At 54.1% G+C, this 18,310-nt stretch carries 20 protein-coding genes; 3 read left to right on the forward strand and 17 right to left on the reverse strand.

The window, feature by feature from the left end; all coding sequences use genetic code 11:
• The first annotated feature begins 187 nt into the window (after positions 1 to 187).
• Positions 188 to 1,189 carry a LysR family transcriptional regulator gene (locus tag FFI61_RS04425; RefSeq protein WP_200369399.1) on the forward strand — a complete coding sequence of 334 codons (1,002 nt, stop codon included), beginning with the start codon at positions 188 to 190 and terminating at the stop codon, positions 1,187 to 1,189.
• Here FFI61_RS04425 and FFI61_RS17925 read toward each other — a convergent pair.
• From FFI61_RS17925 to FFI61_RS04465, 8 genes are all read right to left on the reverse strand, one after another.
• Positions 1,186 to 2,154 carry a GNAT family N-acetyltransferase gene (locus FFI61_RS17925; RefSeq protein ID WP_200369400.1) on the reverse strand — a complete coding sequence of 323 codons (969 nt, stop codon included), beginning with the start codon at positions 2,152 to 2,154 and terminating at the stop codon, positions 1,186 to 1,188. The genes FFI61_RS04425 and FFI61_RS17925 overlap by 4 nt on opposite strands.
• A gap of 4 nt (positions 2,155 to 2,158) precedes the next feature.
• Entirely contained in the window at positions 2,159 to 3,310 is a 1,152-nt protein-coding gene (locus FFI61_RS04435; protein WP_200369401.1) for a cupin domain-containing protein, read from the reverse strand.
• 16 nt (positions 3,311 to 3,326) lie between these two features.
• Positions 3,327 to 4,694 carry an adenylosuccinate lyase gene (purB, locus tag FFI61_RS04440; RefSeq protein WP_200369402.1) on the reverse strand — a complete coding sequence of 456 codons (1,368 nt, stop codon included), beginning with the start codon at positions 4,692 to 4,694 and terminating at the stop codon, positions 3,327 to 3,329.
• 90 nt (positions 4,695 to 4,784) lie between these two features.
• Entirely contained in the window at positions 4,785 to 5,429 is a 645-nt protein-coding gene (gene hflD, locus FFI61_RS04445; RefSeq protein WP_200369403.1) for a high frequency lysogenization protein HflD, read from the reverse strand.
• Positions 5,426 to 6,610, reverse strand: coding sequence for a tRNA 2-thiouridine(34) synthase MnmA (gene mnmA / locus FFI61_RS04450; RefSeq protein ID WP_200369404.1), 1,185 nt, complete (start codon positions 6,608 to 6,610; stop codon positions 5,426 to 5,428). Before mnmA ends, hflD begins: the two co-directional genes overlap by 4 nt.
• Before the next feature lie 51 nt (positions 6,611 to 6,661).
• A complete protein-coding gene (locus FFI61_RS04455; RefSeq protein ID WP_200200943.1) occupies positions 6,662 to 7,111 on the reverse strand; it encodes an NUDIX hydrolase in 450 nt (149 codons plus the stop codon).
• Positions 7,108 to 7,746, reverse strand: a complete 639-nt coding sequence (locus tag FFI61_RS04460; protein ID WP_200369405.1) for a pseudouridine synthase — start codon at positions 7,744 to 7,746, stop codon at positions 7,108 to 7,110. The genes FFI61_RS04455 and FFI61_RS04460 overlap by 4 nt, the downstream gene beginning before the upstream one ends.
• Before the next feature lie 171 nt (positions 7,747 to 7,917).
• The gene (locus FFI61_RS04465; RefSeq protein ID WP_310965931.1) at positions 7,918 to 8,211 is read right to left on the reverse strand and encodes a cold shock domain-containing protein; all 294 of its coding nucleotides are present in this window, start codon (positions 8,209 to 8,211) and stop codon (positions 7,918 to 7,920) included.
• A 323-nt stretch (positions 8,212 to 8,534) separates the two neighbouring features.
• Between FFI61_RS04465 and clpS the strand changes: the two genes are divergently transcribed.
• Both clpS and clpA read left to right on the forward strand, forming a co-directional pair.
• Positions 8,535 to 8,894, forward strand: coding sequence for an ATP-dependent Clp protease adapter ClpS (gene clpS / locus FFI61_RS04470; RefSeq protein WP_200201294.1), 360 nt, complete (start codon positions 8,535 to 8,537; stop codon positions 8,892 to 8,894).
• 18 nt (positions 8,895 to 8,912) lie between these two features.
• On the forward strand, positions 8,913 to 11,183 hold the full coding sequence (gene clpA, locus FFI61_RS04475; RefSeq protein ID WP_200200941.1) for an ATP-dependent Clp protease ATP-binding subunit ClpA: 2,271 nt from the start codon (positions 8,913 to 8,915) through the stop codon (positions 11,181 to 11,183).
• A gap of 93 nt (positions 11,184 to 11,276) precedes the next feature.
• Here clpA and infA read toward each other — a convergent pair whose 3' ends face one another.
• The 9 genes from infA to FFI61_RS04520 all read right to left on the reverse strand — a co-directional run bounded on the left by infA (position 11,277) and on the right by FFI61_RS04520 (position 18,197).
• On the reverse strand, positions 11,277 to 11,495 hold the full coding sequence (gene infA, locus FFI61_RS04480) for a translation initiation factor IF-1 (protein WP_096781506.1): 219 nt from the start codon (positions 11,493 to 11,495) through the stop codon (positions 11,277 to 11,279).
• A gap of 151 nt (positions 11,496 to 11,646) precedes the next feature.
• The gene (locus FFI61_RS04485) at positions 11,647 to 12,360 is read right to left on the reverse strand and encodes an arginyltransferase (protein ID WP_200369406.1); all 714 of its coding nucleotides are present in this window, start codon (positions 12,358 to 12,360) and stop codon (positions 11,647 to 11,649) included.
• Entirely contained in the window at positions 12,361 to 13,074 is a 714-nt protein-coding gene (gene aat, locus FFI61_RS04490) for a leucyl/phenylalanyl-tRNA--protein transferase (RefSeq protein ID WP_200369407.1), read from the reverse strand.
• A gap of 21 nt (positions 13,075 to 13,095) precedes the next feature.
• Complete coding sequence (trxB, locus tag FFI61_RS04495; RefSeq protein WP_200200938.1) at positions 13,096 to 14,049, reverse strand: thioredoxin-disulfide reductase; 954 nt, start codon at positions 14,047 to 14,049, stop codon at positions 13,096 to 13,098.
• A gap of 139 nt (positions 14,050 to 14,188) precedes the next feature.
• The gene (locus tag FFI61_RS04500; RefSeq protein ID WP_200200937.1) at positions 14,189 to 15,100 is read right to left on the reverse strand and encodes an AAA family ATPase; all 912 of its coding nucleotides are present in this window, start codon (positions 15,098 to 15,100) and stop codon (positions 14,189 to 14,191) included.
• A gap of 7 nt (positions 15,101 to 15,107) precedes the next feature.
• Positions 15,108 to 16,043 carry a carbon-nitrogen hydrolase gene (locus tag FFI61_RS04505; protein WP_200369408.1) on the reverse strand — a complete coding sequence of 312 codons (936 nt, stop codon included), beginning with the start codon at positions 16,041 to 16,043 and terminating at the stop codon, positions 15,108 to 15,110.
• Positions 16,040 to 17,092 (reverse strand): agmatine/peptidylarginine deiminase, encoded by a 1,053-nt coding sequence (locus FFI61_RS04510; RefSeq protein ID WP_200200935.1) that lies wholly within the window; start codon positions 17,090 to 17,092, stop codon positions 16,040 to 16,042. The genes FFI61_RS04505 and FFI61_RS04510 overlap by 4 nt, the downstream gene beginning before the upstream one ends.
• A gap of 110 nt (positions 17,093 to 17,202) precedes the next feature.
• The gene (locus FFI61_RS04515) at positions 17,203 to 17,505 is read right to left on the reverse strand and encodes a hypothetical protein (RefSeq protein ID WP_200200934.1); all 303 of its coding nucleotides are present in this window, start codon (positions 17,503 to 17,505) and stop codon (positions 17,203 to 17,205) included.
• A gap of 104 nt (positions 17,506 to 17,609) precedes the next feature.
• Entirely contained in the window at positions 17,610 to 18,197 is a 588-nt protein-coding gene (locus FFI61_RS04520) for a PilZ domain-containing protein (RefSeq protein ID WP_200200933.1), read from the reverse strand.
• Between the last annotated feature and the right edge of the window lie 113 nt (positions 18,198 to 18,310).

An 18,310-nucleotide genomic window follows, 5' to 3' on the forward strand; every position in this document is an offset into this window, starting at 1 on the left:
ATGTACCGAAACTTCCGGCAAGTATCAGAAAGATTAGCAGAAATATTGCATTGAAACCGGAATCAAATGTGAAAGTTCGTTTTGTATATTGATTCTGTGAATTTTGCAATTGTTGTATATTAGATTGCTGAATGGTGTTTAAAGGTCCCGCCTGGTCCATGGTAATTTATGCGTTCTGGAGTTGTTCATGAATCTTTCCCGTATTGATCTCAATCTTCTTGTGTATCTGGATGTCTTGCTGAGAGAGCGCAATGTAACCAAGGCAGCAAATCACCTGAGCATTACCCAGCCGGCCATGAGTAACAGCTTGCGCCGATTGCGTGACCTGTTCGGTGACCCTTTGCTGGTTCGAACCAGTGAGGGAATGACCGCTACCGAGCGCGCACAAGAATTACAGCCTTTGGTAAGGAGTATCCTTTCAGACATTGAGCAGGCGGTGCAGGAAAAAACGCCGTTTGCGGCGCTGGAAAGCCAGCGGGTGTTCCGCATCATGGCCAGTGACTATGCTGAATCCTGCCTGATGCCAAGGGTGTTGCGTCGAATTCGGCAAGAAGCACCTTATGTGACGCTTGATGTTCTTACTCCAAGTGATGTGAGTTTTCTGGATGTTGAGCAGGGCCGCCTGGATATGGCGATTAACCGGTTCGACAAAATCCCGCAGTCGTTTCACCAGAAAACTCTTTGGATAGAATACTTTGCCTGCCTGATGAATGCCCGGAACCCGATCCTGAAAGAGCCCTTCACCCTGGATTCATACTTGGGGGCCAGTCATATATGGGTCAGTAAAACCGGGTTTGGTGTGGGCGTCGGGGTAAACCCCAAGGACGTCCAGAGGCTTGGTTGGGTTGATGAGGCATTGTCCCGTATGGGTAGCAAGCGGCAAATTTCAGTGTTTACCCGGCATTATCAGTCGGCCATGCTTTTGGCAGAACAGCACGATCTTATTGCCACACTGCCATCCCGAGCGGCCTGGCTGCAAAAAGACAATGCCAATCTGGTGGTGAAAATCCCACCCTTTGAGATCCCGCCTTTTGAACTTAAAATGGCCTGGAGCCCGCTGCTGCAGCACAACTCCGATCATCAGTGGTTACGAAGATTGATTTCAGACGTTGCTGAGGAGGTAGATGAGGAGTTTGCACCCTTCGGTGCCCGCTTTGAGTCGGCAGACGCGCTCCCGACACCCCCTTAGATCGGTAACTCCCGCAGTTCAAGAGAGCTGCGGCCGGCATTCCACATGCGCTGGAAGTTTTCAGACAACAACCTGACACGCCCGCTGTCTGCGAAGCTGGCGAACCCGGAAGGTCGGATAAAGTCATGTCGGTAAACCACGCCTTCACGATCTGCGAGAAGAAATGGCTGGTCTTCATAAGGGTAGTCGCTGTTGATCAACCTGAGGTCAATTCGGCTGGGTAATCGCCGCATTAGTTCGACCAATTGATGACGGCGCTTTATCAGCGGTTGATCATCATGAATCAACAGGCGGATTTCGCTCAGCCGGTGGCGGCGAGCGAGGTCAGAGACCAGTTCCCGGAACCTGCCGCGATCATAAAGTTCGTGATCCAGTATGCGGTCGTACAGCCACAGTCGCTGGCTCGTCTGTCCTACCACCGAATCCATCAGTTCCAGCAGACCGCTTTCGCTTTCATAAAGCCAGGATTGTGGGTCTTTGCCCAGTTGCAGAGGTGTAAGCCTTCCGGAGCCTGCCTGCGCTGCAAGCAGGGTCGGGGCCAGGCAGCGCATATCCAGATGAGGGATGCCGGCATCGTCGTATGGTTCGGAGCATACATGGAAGCCGGCCCGCTCATAAAATGCAATGGCGTGCTGCTGGGCTGAGAGCTTTAGCTCCTGGTATTGCCCGGCAGATTCAGCGATCAGGTGCCGAAGCAGAGCTTCACCGATTCCCTGGCCACGGAACGCGGGTAGTATGGCCATACGTCCTATATGACCGGTTTCGTCCATGGTCGAAAACAGTCGGGCCACGCCAACCGGTGTATTGTCAGGAAGTACCGCGAGAAAATGATCGGCAATTTCGTCGGTGTCGTCCCACTCCAGTTCAGGTGGCACCTTTTGTTCTTCAACAAAGACTTTCTGGCGAATGTCCCGTATATGCCCCGGGGCAAGTTGCCAGCTGTATTTTCGAATCCGAACGGTCATGGCATCACTCGAAATACACAGAGCCCTGATTATAGAGGTTTGTCAGTAACCCGAGCAGGGCAGGGTCGCCAGCGAACTGCTTCAGCGCACTCATATCAATGCGTGCTCCTGCACACAGCAGGGGCGCCAGAGGGCGCGCATCACCCTTGAGGAGAAACTGTTCGCCGTCTGCAAACAGGGCCGTTTCGTCGCTTTCTTCATGGTACGCAAAACGGGAACCTTCGTTCCAGCGCAATTGCTCACCCGCACGGATAGCTTCGGCGATGTCTTCGTCTGCAACGGGCTCCTCCGCAGGCACCACCACATCCATGTTTTTGGGCGCGGTGGCGTACTGGCCAAACCATAAAGCCAACTGGCGCTTGTCGTCCAGTTTCTCTCTGAGCAGGGCCTGCAAGCGGTCGATAACACCAGGCTCGATGGTGCCGGGGTTCTCCTGAACTTGCAGATCCGGGTCATTCATGTGGGCATCAGCCCCCGGCTGGTTGCACAGAAAGTCAGTGAATCCGGTAAGCAGGTCGTCAACAGTGGGTGCGCGAAAGCCCACTGACAAAGTGATGCAATCATCTTCGGCTACGCCGTGATGACCTATGCCTGGCGGCAGGTACAGCATGTCGCCAGGCTCAAGGGTTACGGTTTCTTCGCCTTCCCAGCTGCTGAGTATGCGCAGGGGAGTGCCTTCTACCCGGGGTGAGGTCTGATCGCAGCGGCCACCGAAGGTCCAGCGGCGGTGCCCCTGTGCCTGCAGCAGGAATACATCATACTGATCGTAGTGAGGCCCTACGCTGCCGCCTTTGGGCGCGTAGCTGGCCATAATGTCGTCCAGGCGCCAGTTAGGCACAAAACGAAAATGCTCGAGCAGATCTGCGATCTCGGGAACCCAGTGGTCCAGGCCCTGCACCAGCAGTGTCCAGTCCTGCGCAGGCAGTTTACTGAAGTGGTCTTCCGGGAAGGGACCGTTTTGCAGTTGCCAGGGCTTGCCGTTATCGTTTTCGATAATGATGCGGGATTCTACGCCTTCCTCGCAGGCAAGGCCGGCGAGTTCGTTGGCGTCAACGGGGCATTGGAAGCCGGGAAATGCCTGGCGGATGACCAGAGGCTTTTTCTGCCAGTAGTCCCTCAGAAATTCCGAAGGCGAAAGTCCGCCAAGCATATCCATGGTGTGTTTCCTCAAGTTAGATGTTGCGGGCCTGATCAACCGCATTGCCGATGTAGTTACCTGGTGTTAGTGCCATCAGTTCTGCTTTGGCGCTGTCTGGCATCTCAAGGGTTTCCACAAAGCTCTGGATCACCTCTGGTGTCATGGCTTTGCCACGGGTCAGTGCTTTCAGCTTTTCGTAGGGCTTCTCGATGTTGTACCGGCGCATCACTGTCTGGATCGGCTCTGCAAGCACTTCCCATGCGTTGTCGAGGTCTTCATCAAGGCGCGCGGGGTTGATCTCCAGCTTGCCTAACCCTTTCAGGGTGGCTTCGTAGGCGATCAGGCTGTGGGCAAAACCGACACCCAGGTTGCGCAGTACGGTAGAGTCGGTCAGGTCGCGCTGCCAGCGTGAAATCGGCAACTTGGCAGACAAGTGGCCAAGTACCGCGTTAGCAATGCCGAGGTTGCCTTCGGAGTTTTCGAAATCAATGGGATTAACCTTGTGGGGCATGGTAGATGAGCCCACTTCGCCCTCAATGGTTTTCTGCTTGAAGTAGCCCAGTGAAATATAGCCCCAGATATCCCGGTCGAGATCAATCACTATGGTATTGAAACGGGCAACAGCATCGTACAGTTCGGCGATGTAGTCGTGGGGTTCAATCTGTGTAGTGTACGGGTTGAAGTCCAGGCCCAGGTTTTCAATAAAGGTTTTGGCATTGGCTGCCCAGTCCACCGCTGGGTAAGCAGAGATGTGAGCGTTGTAGTTGCCTACGGCGCCGTTAATCTTGCCCAGAATCTCGATGTCGCCAATCTGTTTGATTTGCCGGCGCAGGCGGTACACCACGTTGGCGAACTCTTTGCCAACGGTGGTTGGTGATGCTGTCTGGCCGTGGGTGCGGGATAACATTGGCTGCTCAGCATGCTCTTTAGCCAGCTCGCTCAGCTTGTCGGCAACCCGGTTCATGGCAGGTAGCAAGCCACTGGCCAAGCCTTCACGGAGCATCAGGGCGTGGGACAGGTTATTGATGTCTTCCGAGGTGCAGGCAAAGTGAACAAATTCGGTGACTGCGTGCAGTTCTGGTACGCCTGCAATTAGTTCTTTAATAAAATATTCAACGGCTTTCACGTCGTGGTTCGTGGTGCGCTCAATCTCTTTGATGCGCTCGGCATTTTGCAGGTTGAAGTTGCTGACCATGCCGTCAAGAAAGGCGTTTGCCTCTGGGCTGAATGCTGGAACTTCGGTGATCTCCGGGTGCGCCGCCAATTGCTGAAGCCAGCGGATTTCTACTGTCACACGGTTTTTGATCAGGCCGTACTCGCTGAAAATATCACGAAAAACGCTGACTCGGCTGCCATAGCGTCCATCGACCGGGGAAATGGCGGTCAGGGCGTTGAGTTCCATTGAAAACCTCTCAAATAATCAAAGAATCGGTTCAGAAAAAAGGGATAGGCCATAATACACCAGCATGGCGGGTGAATCAGTGGCAACAGATCAGTTATCGAACGAGCGGTTCGCTTTCTCGGTGAGTTCTCGCGCATGTTGAATCACCTTGCGGCGTGACAAAACCAGTTGCCATCGACGTCCGCCGGATTGCCTCCACAGTACCGCTGATCGGATACCTGCCAGCAGAAGTGCCCGTACTTTGGCGGCATTCTCATCTCTCTGCAGGATTGAGGGGTTGCCGCTTACCTGAATACGCAGGCTGAAGGTGCTGATGGTGTCTGTGTAAATGGAGGCCAGGTTGCTGATCAGATTCGAATGCACATAGCCAAAGTGGCTGGCGGTGTGCCTGGCTTGATTAATCCGGCTGCCAATCACTTCCAGCATATCTTTGTCGCGGTTGAGCTTGGATTCCAGGTGAATAAGGTTCAGTACGTAGCGCAGCACCTCAATGTCTTGCTGCTTCTTCTGTTCGCCCATAACGGTAGATAGCGTCACCAACCCCTCACGTACATCGGCCAGTTCGCCGCCGTAAACATCGAGGGTGCTGGCGGGGTCGGTCGCAAACAGCGACCGCAGGCAGGTTTCCAGACTGTCTGTGTTGCAGGTGCCGTTATTAGCAATTTGCTGAACCAGGTTGGCAGCTTGGAATACGCCCGCCAATGCAAGGGTTTGGTCGTGGAGCGACCGGCTCATGGGTGTGAACCCTGTAAAAGCTGTGTGGGCACAATGCGGTCTGGCAGAGCTTCACCGTCACGCCAGGTTTCGGTTATTACACCGCCTCCAAGACAAATGTCACCGTCATAGAAAACCACGGATTGCCCGGGTGTCACCGCTCTTTGGGCGTCATCAAAAACAACTTGAACACCACCATCAATAACCGTGACTTCACAGGCCTGATCCGGTTGGCGATAGCGAGTTTTCGCCATGCAGCGGAAAGTGCTTGCCGGGGGAGCACCTGCAACCCAGTCAATTGGGTCTGATAACAGGCCACGGGAGAAAAGAAGCGGGTGGTGCTTGCCTTGCACCGCAAGCAGTACATTGCGATTCAAATCTTTGCCGGCCACATACCAAGGCTCATCATTAAAATCGCTCAGGCCGCCAATACCAAGACCCTGGCGCTGGCCAATAGTGTGGTACATCAGGCCTTGGTGTCGGCCGATTGTTATACCATCCGGAGTTTCGATATCTCCCGGTTGTGCTGGCAAATACTGCTTTAGAAAGTCGGTAAATTTGCGCTCGCCAATGAAGCAGATACCGGTGGAATCTTTTTTGTCGTGGGTGATGAACCCTTGTTCCTCAGCTATGCGCCGCACCTCAGGTTTTTCCAGTTCACCCACAGGGAACAGGGTGCGGGCGATTCGGTCACCAGAAACGGCATGCAGGAAGTAGCTTTGGTCCTTGTTGCCGTCCAGGCCCTTCAGCAAATGGGCTTTGCCTGAGCCGTCTGAAAGCGGGCGCTGGCGGGTGTAGTGCCCGGTGGCAATATAGTCAGCACCCAGGGTGATGGCGTAGTCGAGAAATGCCCGAAACTTAACCTCTTTGTTGCAAAGGATATCCGGGTTAGGGGTGCGGCCTGCTTTGTATTCAGACAGGAAATGTTCGAAAACACGATCCCAGTATTCAGCGGCAAAACTCGCAGTATGGAGTTTGATTCCGATCGCATCGGCCACCGCTTGAGCATCGGCCAGATCGGTCATGGCGGTACAGTATTCCGTCCCGTCGTCTTCGTCCCAGTTCTTCATGAACAGGCCTTCGACCTGATAGCCCTGATCCTTGAGCAACCAGGCGGCAACCGATGAGTCGACACCGCCGGACATGCCAACGATGACGTGGGTTTTCTCGAGGGGCTTGGCTTCGAATGATGGATTTGTCATGACAACTCTGCGCACCGGTGCAAAACGCGGTAGTTTATCATTTTGTGCCGGTTACGTCTGCGAGTCTGCAATGACATCCAGTGGAAAACAGCGACCTTTTCGGTAATCCTCTATGCTTTTGATTACCAGCGGGCTGCGAAGTTTGTCTCCCAGTTGCCGGATGTCCTCCAGCGATAGCCAGTGGGCCGCAATAATACCGGTGTCGAGCTCATCGGTTACCTGTTTGCGAGCCTTGCCAATAAAGCAGAAACGGTAGTAGGTCACTCCGTTAGCAGGTGCCTTATAGGTGTACAGCCCCAGGAAGTGCTCTGGCTCAATGTCCCAGCCGGTTTCTTCCAGTGCTTCCCGGCGCACCGCATCAAGAATTGCTTCATCTTCTTCAACATGGCCAGCCGGCTGATTGAATACCACCTTGCCGCTGCTGCGCTCTTCAACCATCAGGAAACGGCCGTGAGCGTCTTCAACAACCACTGCGACGGTGGCGTGTGGAGTCCAGGTCATGAGCTTCGTCCTCTCCTTGGCGACGTGGCGGAACGTTTGTGTGTCGAGCGCTTCCCGGGGCGTGAGGGCGTAGGCAGATTGATGGGTATTTTCCGGTATTTTCCCGGCTCGAGCCCATCCAGCGTCCAATCACCAATACGATAGCGGATCAGTCGCAATGTTGGAAACCCGACAGCAGCGGTCATGCGCCGCACCTGTCTGTTACGCCCTTCGGTTATGGTCAGCTCAAGCCAACTGGTAGGTATCGTATCGCGGCGGCGCACTGGTGGGGTTCTGGGCCAAATCTCAGGCTCCGATATTATTCGTGCTTTTGCTGGCCTGGTGGGGCCATCTTTGAGCATCATCCCTGCTGTTAGCTTGTCTAATGCGCTTGTAGAAAGGTTGCCCTCAACCTGAACCCAGTAGGTTTTAGGCATATTTTGCCCAGGTGATGCAATTCGATGCTGGAGGGCACCATCACTGGTGAGAAGTAAAAGCCCCTCAGAATCGTAGTCCAGTCGGCCGGCAGGGTAGATGTCCGGGATGCGAATCCAGTCGGCCAAGGTGGCCCGTGAGGTTTGCTCGTTACCCGCAGGCTCATCCGTAAACTGACAGAGAACCTGAAAGGGCTTGTTAAAGAGAATGAGGTCGGCCACAGAGGACTCTCCCGGGCAAGAAAATGAGATCAGGGGGAAAGGTTACGGAGAAAAAACAGAGTTTGAAAGCGCAAGACATGCAGAATGCCTTACGCACGGCCAGTCAGGAGCCCGCCGGAGTGCTCCGGCAGGAGAGGGCTCACTGGGTGTGCAGCTTGCCAGGTAGGTATTTCAGCCGTTCACAGCGCGTGAAGGGTAGTCCCCACTGTTATCCGCTGTGGTGTCCGTGGTGAGCCCCGTTGTGTCTGTGGCATTGGGCTGGTCGTCAGGCACTATATTGATGGCATGCACGCCCTTGTCGCTGGGCTTCTTCTCGAAACTGACAGCCTGGCCTGCTTTGAGTGTTTTATATCCGTCTATCTGGACGGATGAAAAGTGGGCAAACAGGTCGTCACTGCAACCATCCTCAATGATGAAACCGTACCCTTTGGCATTGTTGAACCACTTTACCTTGCCTCTTGGCATGATGAACTCCCCTGTTCTTTTACTGTCACTTGTTGTTGTTGGCTTTTAAAACCGGCTCTGAGTCTTTTTTGCCAGTTTCATCTATATGATGCTGTTACATGAACCGCTCATTTATTTACATTATTTAACACTGTAGGTTAACTGTCGACCAAACCCGGGGTCGAGTCAATAGCTTGTATTGCGGTATTGTGTGGTTGAACGCAGTCCGGAAGCGGTATCATGTTCGTATTGTTAATTATCTCACGCTCGAGTTTGGATCTGACTTGAAAACCCGAGGCCAGGCAACCACATTGATGAAGGATACCGATAACCGGTAAAGAATGATGCGGACTATCGAAAATTCTCTACTAGTATTAAACCAGCGGGAGGAAGAACTGCCAGGGCGTCATGATGAGCTCAGCGTTGCTCCCGAAAAGCCTGCACTGAAGCGTCCGGCACAATATAAGGTGATGCTTCTGAACGACGATTACACACCCATGGATTTTGTTGTGGATGTGTTGATGACCTTCTTCGGTATGAATGAAGAAAAGGCGACACAGGTGATGCTGCTCGTCCATACGCAGGGAAAGGCAGTATGCGGGGTTTATACCCGAGACATCGCGGAAACAAAGGCGGCACAGGTGAACCAGTATTCCTCTGAATGCGAACATCCGCTCCTTTGCGAGATTGAATGTGCAGACTGATAGACTTTGGGGTGGCCCATGCTGAGCAAAGATCTTGAAATTACGCTGAATTCGGCCTTTAAAAGTGCCCGCGACAAGCGCCACGAGTTCATGACCGTAGAGCATTTATTGTTGGCTCTGCTGGAGAATGAATCTGCAGTGGGTGTTCTCAAAGCCTGTGGTGCAGACCTCAAGCAGCTTCATGATGAGCTGGTTGAATTTGTGGATTCCACAACACCATTGATTCCAGGTAGCGATGACGAGCGCGAGACCCAGCCAACACTAGGGTTTCAGCGAGTATTGCAACGCGCCGTATTTCATGTGCAATCCTCTGGTAAAAAAGAGGTTACCGGTGCGAATGTTCTGGTCGCCATTTTCAGTGAGCAGGAAAGCCAGGCTGTGTATGTGCTCAAGAAACAGAGCGTTGCACGCATCGATGTCGTCAATTTTGTATCCCACGGAATATCCCGTGTTCAGGGGGCTGAAGATCAGGATGGCACTGAGCAGGCCTCACTTGAGGATTCCGGCGAAGAGGGTGGGCAATCCAAGCCTCTGGAAACATACGCTACCAACCTGAATGAACAAGCTCGCCAAGGGCGGATTGATCCGTTGATCGGCCGCGAGCACGAGGTTGAGCGCGTGGTGCAGATTCTGGTGCGCCGTCGCAAGAATAACCCGTTGCTGGTGGGTGAGGCCGGTGTAGGCAAGACCGCCATCGCAGAAGGACTTGCCAAGCGCATCGTCGATGGCCAAGTACCGGATATCATTTCTGATGGTGTCGTGTATTCGCTGGATCTTGGTGCACTCTTGGCAGGAACCAAGTATCGCGGCGATTTCGAGAAACGTTTGAAAGCACTGCTGGCGGAGCTGAAGAAACAAAAGCACGCGATTTTGTTTATCGACGAAATCCACACGATCATCGGCGCTGGATCGGCGTCTGGTGGGGTGATGGACGCATCGAATCTGCTCAAGCCCATGCTGAGTTCGGGTGAAATTCGTTGTATTGGTTCCACCACGTATCAGGAATTCCGTGGCATTTTCGAGAAAGACAGTGCACTGGCCCGTCGCTTCCAGAAAATCGATGTGAATGAGCCAAGCGTTGAGGATACTTACCAGATTCTCAAAGGGCTCAAGTCGAATTTTGAAAAGCACCATGATCTTAAATATACAGATCAGGCACTGCGCGTTGCTGCAGAGTTGGCAGATCGTTACATCACGGATCGTCACCTGCCGGACAAGGCTATTGATGTGATTGATGAAGCGGGTGCGCGTCAGCGATTGATGTCAGAAGACAAACGCCAGAAGACCATCGATGTTGCAGAGATCGAAGAGGTGGTTGCCAAGATCGCCCGCATTCCGCCCAAAAACGTGTCCACCAGTGACAAGGATCTGCTGCGCAATCTGGAGCGTGATCTCAAGATGGTGGTGTTCGGGCAGGATCCAGCTATTGAATCACTGACCATGGCAATCAAGCTGGCTCGTGCCGGTTTGAAAGCACCAGAGAAACCACAGGGTTCCTTCCTGTTTGCCGGCCCGACAGGTGTTGGTAAAACAGAGGTAACCAAGCAGCTTGCAAAAGCCCTTGGAGTTGAGCTGGTTCGGTTTGATATGTCCGAGTATATGGAGCGTCATACGGTCTCTCGTCTGATTGGTGCTCCACCAGGCTATGTAGGCTATGACCAGGGTGGGCTGTTAACAGAAGCTGTTAATAAACATCCACACTGTGTTCTGTTGCTGGACGAAATCGAAAAGGCGCACCCTGAAGTCTTCAATCTGCTGCTGCAGGTTATGGACCACGGTACCTTGACCGATAACAACGGACGCAAGGCTGACTTCCGCCACGTAATTCTCGTGATGACCACCAACGCCGGAGCTGAAAGCATGGCTCGCCGCTCCATGGGCTTTAGTGAGCAAGACCACAGCAGTGATGGCATGGAAATTATCGGCAAGACCTTCACGCCGGAATTCCGCAACCGTCTGGATAGCATTATCCAGTTTGGCGACTTGCAGAGGGATACCATTACCCACGTTGTGGACAAGTTCCTCACCGAGTTGCAGGCGCAGCTGGATGAAAAGCATGTGGTTCTGCATGTGGATGATGCGGCCAAGTTGTGGCTTGCAGATAAGGGTTATGACGTCACTATGGGTGCACGCCCCATGGCGCGGTTGATTCAGGACAAGATCAAGCGCCCACTTGCTGAGCAGATACTGTTCGGCAGGCTGTCCGAGAAGGGCGGGGATGTGTTTATCCACCTCAAGGATGATGAGCTGGTGTTCGACTATGAGGATGAGCCTGCAGAAGCCGTCTGAGACGGCTGGCAGGCCAGCCACGCAAAGGCACTAACAAAAAACCGCTGCAGTGATGCAGCGGTTTTTTTGTGCTTCTTCGATGTCGCCGTTCTTTTAACGGGCGCGATACACAATCCGGCCTTTGCTCAGGTCGTAAGGTGTAAGTTCAACCTTGACCTTGTCGCCTGTCAGGATGCGGATGTAGTTTTTACGCATCTTGCCAGAGATGTGAGCGGTGACAACATGGCCGTTGCTCAATTCGACCCGGAACATAGTGTTTGGAAGGGTGTCAAGAATAACACCTTCCATTTCAACGACATCTGACTTCGCCATTCAGTAGAAACCTCTATTGGGAAAACTTTCCGTAATTTTAAATTGCGCAATTCTGCCTGATTTGTAGCCGTTTGGCAAAGTGCGTTCATGAATGCCGGCAAATAAAGGTGCTTATTACCGGTTTATATCGGTAATTACGTGCCATACGCTGCTATTCGGTTGTCAGGACACGCCACTGGCCATCATGGAGCGCCTCCATGGGCTTGAACCGCGTTTTATAACTCATCTTGTTGCACTGTTTTATCCAGTATCCAAGATAAAGGTGAGGCTGTTTACGCCTTTTAGTCTCTTCAATTTGCCAGAGAACAGCAAAGGTGCCCAGACTGCGGCTCTCCTGAGTTGGATCGAATACGGTGTAGATTGCCGAGAGCCCATCATCAAGAACATCGATTGCTGCCAGAGCCACCAGTTCTCCGTCTTTACGCATTTCAAGGAACCAGGAATCAGAGGTGCCTTCTACCAGAAAGGAAATAAACTGTTCCCTGGAGGGTGGGTACATGTCACCGTCTTTGTGGCGAAGTTCGACATAGTTGGCATAGAGCCGATAGTAGCTTTCAGTGAAGGCGGCAGGCACCAGAGTGCATTCCAGGTCACTGTTTTTTTTCATGACCCGGCGCTGGTTGCGATCCGGCTGAAAGTGATTTACGTTCACTCGCACCGGGATGCATGCGTTGCATGCTTCACAGTGGGGGCGATAATAATGTGTGCCGCTCCGCCGAAAGCCCAGCGCGGTCAGTTGGCTGTAGAGCTTTTTGTCGATGTGGGCGCGCGGGTCAACAAACATGGTTGTCGCTTCGCGATCAGGAAGATAGCTGCAGTCGTGGGCTGGTGTTGCATAGAACACCAGAGTTCTCAGACTACTCATTTATGCCTCCGGCCGGTGCCACTGCCAGTCGAATGTCCAGTTGCTCTGGTTCGGTTTTTTTTCCGTATGCTCACTGATTATAGATAAGAACTCACTTCTGGGTAGGGTGCATGCGCCCATGCTGAGAAGGTGGGAGCTTTCTACCTGGCAGTCCATGATTCGATAGCCCCAATCTTGCAGTTGGTGAGCAAGGTGGACCATGAGTACTTTGGATGCATTGGTTTCCAGAGAGAACATGGATTCACCAAAAAAGCACTGCCCAATGGCTAACCCGTACATACCGCCGGCCAGTTCGCCTTTCTGGTTCCATACTTCGATGGAGTGGGCGACACCCTGGCGGTGCAGGGCTGAGTAACTTGCGATCATGTCATCGGTTATCCAGGTGCCTTCGCTGCGGGTGGATGCGCACAAGCGGATGATTCGGCTGAAGGCCTGGTCTGCGGTGACGCTGAAGCGACGCTGATTGAGTGTTCTGCGTAGGCTTCGGGAGATGTGTATGTCTTCAGGGAAGAGCACGCAGCGGGGGTCTGGGGACCACCAGAGTATGGGTTGGTCGTCGCTGTACCAGGGGAAGATGCCGCTGCGGTAGGCGAGGATTAGCCGTTCTGTGGAGAGGTCACCACCCAGCGCGAGGAGGCCATCGGGGTCGTCGAGGGCTTCATCGGCTGAGGGGAACCACAGCTGGTCGGGGTCTAGCCAGGGCAGTGAAGTCATCCTGTCTTTTGCCGATATCTCTTAAGCTTGCTGATCCAGAAACTTTTCGGCATCTAATGCAGCCATGCAGCCGAAACCGGCGGAGGTTACAGCCTGGCGGTAAACGTGGTCGGCTACGTCGCCGGCGGCAAATACGCCCGGGATGCTGGCTTGCGTGGCCATGCCTTCAAGGCCGGACTGGATTTTGATGTAGCCGTTTTCCATGTTCAGTTGACCTTCGAACAAGCCGGTATTGGGCTTGTGGCCGATGGCGATGAACACGCCAGACAGGTCGAGTTCCTGGGTCGAGCCGTCTTTCATGCTTTTGATGCGCATGCCGGTTACACCGGTGCCGTCACCCAGAACTTCATCGAGGGTGTGGTCCCAAACAATGTTGACGTTGCCGTTTTCAGCCTTGTCGAATAGCTTGTCCTGCAGAATTTTCTCTGCGCGCAGGCTATCACGGCGGTGCACCAGGGTGACTTCCGCGGCTATATTGGAGAGGTACAGAGCTTCTTCAACAGCAGTGTTGCCGCCACCGATAACGGCGACTTTCTGTTTTTTGTAGAAGAATCCGTCGCAGGTGGCGCAGGCGGATACGCCCTGGCCTTTGAATTTTTCTTCGGATTCCAGGCCCAGGTACATGGCGGATGCACCGGTAGCGATGATCAGGGCATCGCAGGTGTATTCGCCGCTGTCGCCTTTGAGGCGGAAGGGGCGGGTCTGCAGGTCAGCTTCGTTGATTGTGTCGTAAACGATGTTTGTTTCGAAGCGCTCGGCGTGTTTGAGCATGCGCTGCATGAGTTCCGGGCCTTGCACGCCGTCGTTGTCGCCGGGCCAGTTGTCTACGTCGGTAGTGGTGGTGAGCTGGCCGCCGACTTCAATGCCGGTGATGAGGGTCGGGTTGAGGTTGGCCCTGGCTGCGTAAACAGCGGCGGTGTATCCGGCGGGGCCGGAGCCGAGGATGATTAGCCGGGAATGTTTGGTTTCGCTCATGGGTGTCTCTCGTTTATTCGGTACGTGTCGGGCTCGTTCGGAGCCTGTATTGCGAGGAAGAACAAAAGGCTATCACGAAAGCAGCAAGCTTCCATTTGTTTTGGTCAATTCCCCTGATAAAGCAATGCTATCTAACCGCTTACTCCAGCACGGATACGCTGGCCAGTAGCTGGCGTACGCGTTCTGCGCTTTTTCCGGATTCGCCTTGTTCAAGGCGGTGTTCGGCGATCGACGGGAAGACTGCTTGTATATCGTCAGGTAGTGCGTGGCGGCGGCCTTCCATCAAAGCCCAGGCTTTGGTGGCTCTGAGCAACCCTAGCCCGGCTCTGGGTGACAAACCATAGAGCAGCCCGGGCATGCGGCGGCTCTGTTCCAGCAGGCGCTGGATGTAGTCCAGCAGTGCAGGGCTCGCGGTTACACGGGTTACTTCTTCCTGAAGTTTTGCCAGGTCATTTTCAGAAAGCAGGGTGCCAAGTCGATCTGTCATTGTCCGGCGATCTTCGCCTTCCAGCAACTCCCGCTCGGCTCGGGGGTCGGGGTAGCCAAGCCTTATGCGCATCAGAAAACGATCAAGTTGGGATTCCGGCAACGGGTAGGTGCCACCTTGTTCTGTAGGATTCTGGGTGGCAATTACAAAAAACGGATGGGGTAGTGGTCGGGTTTCGCCTTCAATGGATACCTGGCGCTCTTCCATTGCTTCCAGCAGTGCGCTCTGTGTTCGTGGCGACGCGCGGTTGATTTCGTCTGCCAGGACCACTTGGGCAAAAATAGGGCCCTGGTGGAATACCAGGCTCCCTGCTTGTTTGTCGTACATGGAATAGCCCAGCACGTCTGCAGGCAACAAGTCGTTCGTAAACTGAATGCGCTGATAGCTGAGCCCCATTACTTTGGCCAAGGCATGGGACAGGGTGGTTTTGCCCATGCCAGGAATGTCCTCAATCAGCAGGTGACCGCTGGCGAGCAAGCCGCAGAGGGCCAACCGAACCTGCCGTTCTTTGCCCAGCAGTATCTGATTCAGTTCGGTAACTACGTTGTCCACCAGGTTTTTCATGCCGGGTTCAGTCCCTCACTCTTTTTAGAATGTCGCCGTAGGCGTCGATGCGCCGGTCTCTGAAGTACGGCCAGATGCGGCGAATAGATTCAGTGCGGTGGCGATCAAGTGTGACGCTCAGTATGCACTCGCTGCTGTCGTCGGCCCGGGCGAGGAATTCGCCTTGAGGGCCGCAGATGAAGCTGTTACCCCAGAACTGTATACCGTCGGAATGCCCTGTGGGATCCGGTTCTGTGCCTACCCGGTTGGGCGCAACTACCGGGAGGTTGTTGGCCACGGCGTGGCCCCGTTGAACGGTGACCCAGGCTTCCAGTTGACGGGCTTGCTCATCCTGGGTGTCTGTTATGTCCCAGCCGATGGCGGTGGGGTAAATCAGTATTTCGGCGCCGGCGAGCGCCATCAGGCGTGCCGCTTCCGGGTACCACTGATCCCAGCAAACGAGAACCCCAAGCTTACCTACCGAGGTTTCTATGGGGGAGAACCCGCTGCGGCCGTCGTTGAACTCGGCATCACCCGGGGTGAAATAGAATTTCTCGTAGAACCCCGGGTCGTCCGGAATGTGCATTTTGCGATACAGGCCGGCAATGGATCCGTCGGTCTCAAGGACTACAGCCGTATTGTGATAAACACCGTTCATGCGTCGCTCAAACACAGAACCCACGATAACGACGTTCAGTTCCCGGGCCAGGTCTGATAGCTTTTCACTTGTGGGCCCAGGGATGGGCTCAGCCAGGTCGAATATGCGAGTGTCTTCGGTTTGGCAAAAATACTGGGTTGCGTGAAGTTCCTGCAGAATAATCAGCTCAGCGCCACCGGCGGCCGCTTCGCGAACCAGCATTTCAGAAGTGGCAAGGCTGGCAGCTTTGTTTTCACTGCAGGCCTGCTGAATTGCAGCTACTACGAGCTGGCTTGAATTCCGGGTGCTGCCAAGGTTTTGGCTCATGGCGTGACAACTCCTTCCGGGATCTGCATGGTAACGCAGTGGAGGCTGCCGTGCTGTTTGACCAGCGGGCGGCAGTTAATGGGGATTATCTCTCTATCAGGAAATATCCCGTTCACAATGCGAATGGCTTCTTCATCCTGAGGCACATCGTATATCGGCAGCAGCACTGCGCCATTAATAATCAGAAAGTTAGCGTAGGTTGCAGGAAGGCGTTCGCCTTCGTCACCGAATACCGGGTCGGGCCAGGGTAGTGCTGTGAGCTTGTAGGGCGAACCATCCCGCTGGCGGAACTCCTGAAGGTCCTCTTCCATGGCGGCCAAGGCGCTGTAATGCTCATCTGCCACGTCCGGGCAGGCCACGTAGCAGATATGATCCGGTGCACAAAAGCGCGCCAAAGTATCAATATGGCTGTCCGTATCGTCGCCGGCCAGATAACCATGGTTTAGCCACAGAATCCGGTCTGTCCCCAGCATTTCAGACAGTAACTGCTCAATGGCGCCGCGGTCCATGGAGGCATTGCGCGAAGGTGTCAAAAGGCACTCGCTGGTGGTTAATAGAGTGCCTTCACCGTCAGATTCGATGGAGCCACCTTCCAGCACAAAGTCCACAGTTTGCATGGGGGTAGTGCCAAATACACCGAAGTTCGCAAGGTGGCGATTGAGCGCATCGTCTTTTTCCCAGGGAAATTTGCCACCCCAGGCATTGAAGCGAAAGTCCAGCAAGGTGGGGGTGCCATCGGTCACTACAGTGATCGGGCCGTGATCACGAGTCCAGGTGTCGTTTGCCGGCGCTGGCACCGCATGCACGCGTCCTGGCAGGTCCTGCTGGCTGGCCCAGGCGTTTAGTTCGCGCTCAAGATCCTGCAGTCGAATCACATGCTCACAGCTGATAACCAGATGCTGGAAGCGGAGAACCGAGCGGGCAATTTCCAGGAATACGGGCTCCACTTCATCAATAATCCCTGCCCAGTCGGTACCCGGATGAGGCCAGGTAAGTACAACGGCGCTTTGGGGTGCCCATTCAGCGGGCAACACGCGTAGGGATGTCACTTTACAGTCACCTTAAAATTGCAAAAGCCGCCATTCTAAACAAAAGGCGGCATGTCGTCAGGATGTGTGCCCGGAACTGGTGGGCGGGAAGAACACTGTACCGAAAAATGTCAGCGCTGTGGCGTCAGTACTGAGTGTATGACGCGATCATTTTCGAAATAGACTACAAAGTTGCCATAATTCCACTGGCTGATCGCCGGTTCGCCAACAGGGCCTTTAACGGAAGCTGGCTGGCCCCACGAAGCTCTTACCGAAGCCTGTGTTGTGCCTACCCGGGGCACATTTTGTTCGCCTCGGTCAGCTTGGCTGCCAACAGGTACACGGAGTTCTTCCGCAAGCGCGCCGGAAATCGGGGTCAGAGTCATAAACATTGCCGATACCAGGGTGCCGGTCAGGACTCGCTTTATTGTCATTGATCGTTCTCCACTCATACTTGGGTCACCGGTGAGCACTCCGGGGACATGGATAAAACGTAATATCCGAGAATTACACGCAAAAGTCACATGTTTTCGCCAGTCTACTCTTTTTGGCGCTGGCGAATCTGCCAACGCATCACATGTCTGGCGATTTGCTGACGATCTCCATCCTGTATCTGGATAAAGCCGGTATGAACCCTTGCTCCGCCTGTTTCGGTGGCCTGTACATCCAAAACCTGTGCGACGCCACGGGGCTGGAATAGTTCTGGCGGCAGGGTCATGCGAACTGCAAGCTTGTCGCCAGTCTGCCATGCTTGTGGGCTACCCGAAAAGGCCAGCCCGCCCTCGCTCAGTGTTACGTCTTGCCAGTCGCCCGGTTGCAAGGGATTTTGCTGAAAGGCCATAATGCGCGCTAGCGTATCCAGCTTGCCATTCAACGACTTTACCAGACCGGTAAGCAGGCGGTCCTGATCGGCAAGGCTGGCGAGCTGCGATTTGATGTCCTGATCCAGCCGTCTGAAGTCCGCTTTCAGCGTCTCGATATGCTCGTCGTTGAAGTGGTTGTCGTTGAACTCGGCTGAAGGCGACAGCTTACGGACTTCCAGGCCAATCCGGTCTTCGATGCGGAAAAATTCCCGGCGCTCAGGTAGATTGTCTGTGGTTTCGTAAGGCGTGTCTTCGGTGTGCATTCAGGGCTCCGCAAGCAAGGATTTCAGCCAGTAGTAAAAGTTTAGCAGTTTCCTACCGCACTGAAAGGCTGCGATGGGAATTCCAGACCACGACCGATCTGAAGGTAGCGACA

The sequence above is a fragment of the Marinobacter sp. DY40_1A1 genome, assembly GCF_016597815.1.
GTDB classification, from domain to species: domain Bacteria; phylum Pseudomonadota; class Gammaproteobacteria; order Pseudomonadales; family Oleiphilaceae; genus Marinobacter; species Marinobacter xiaoshiensis.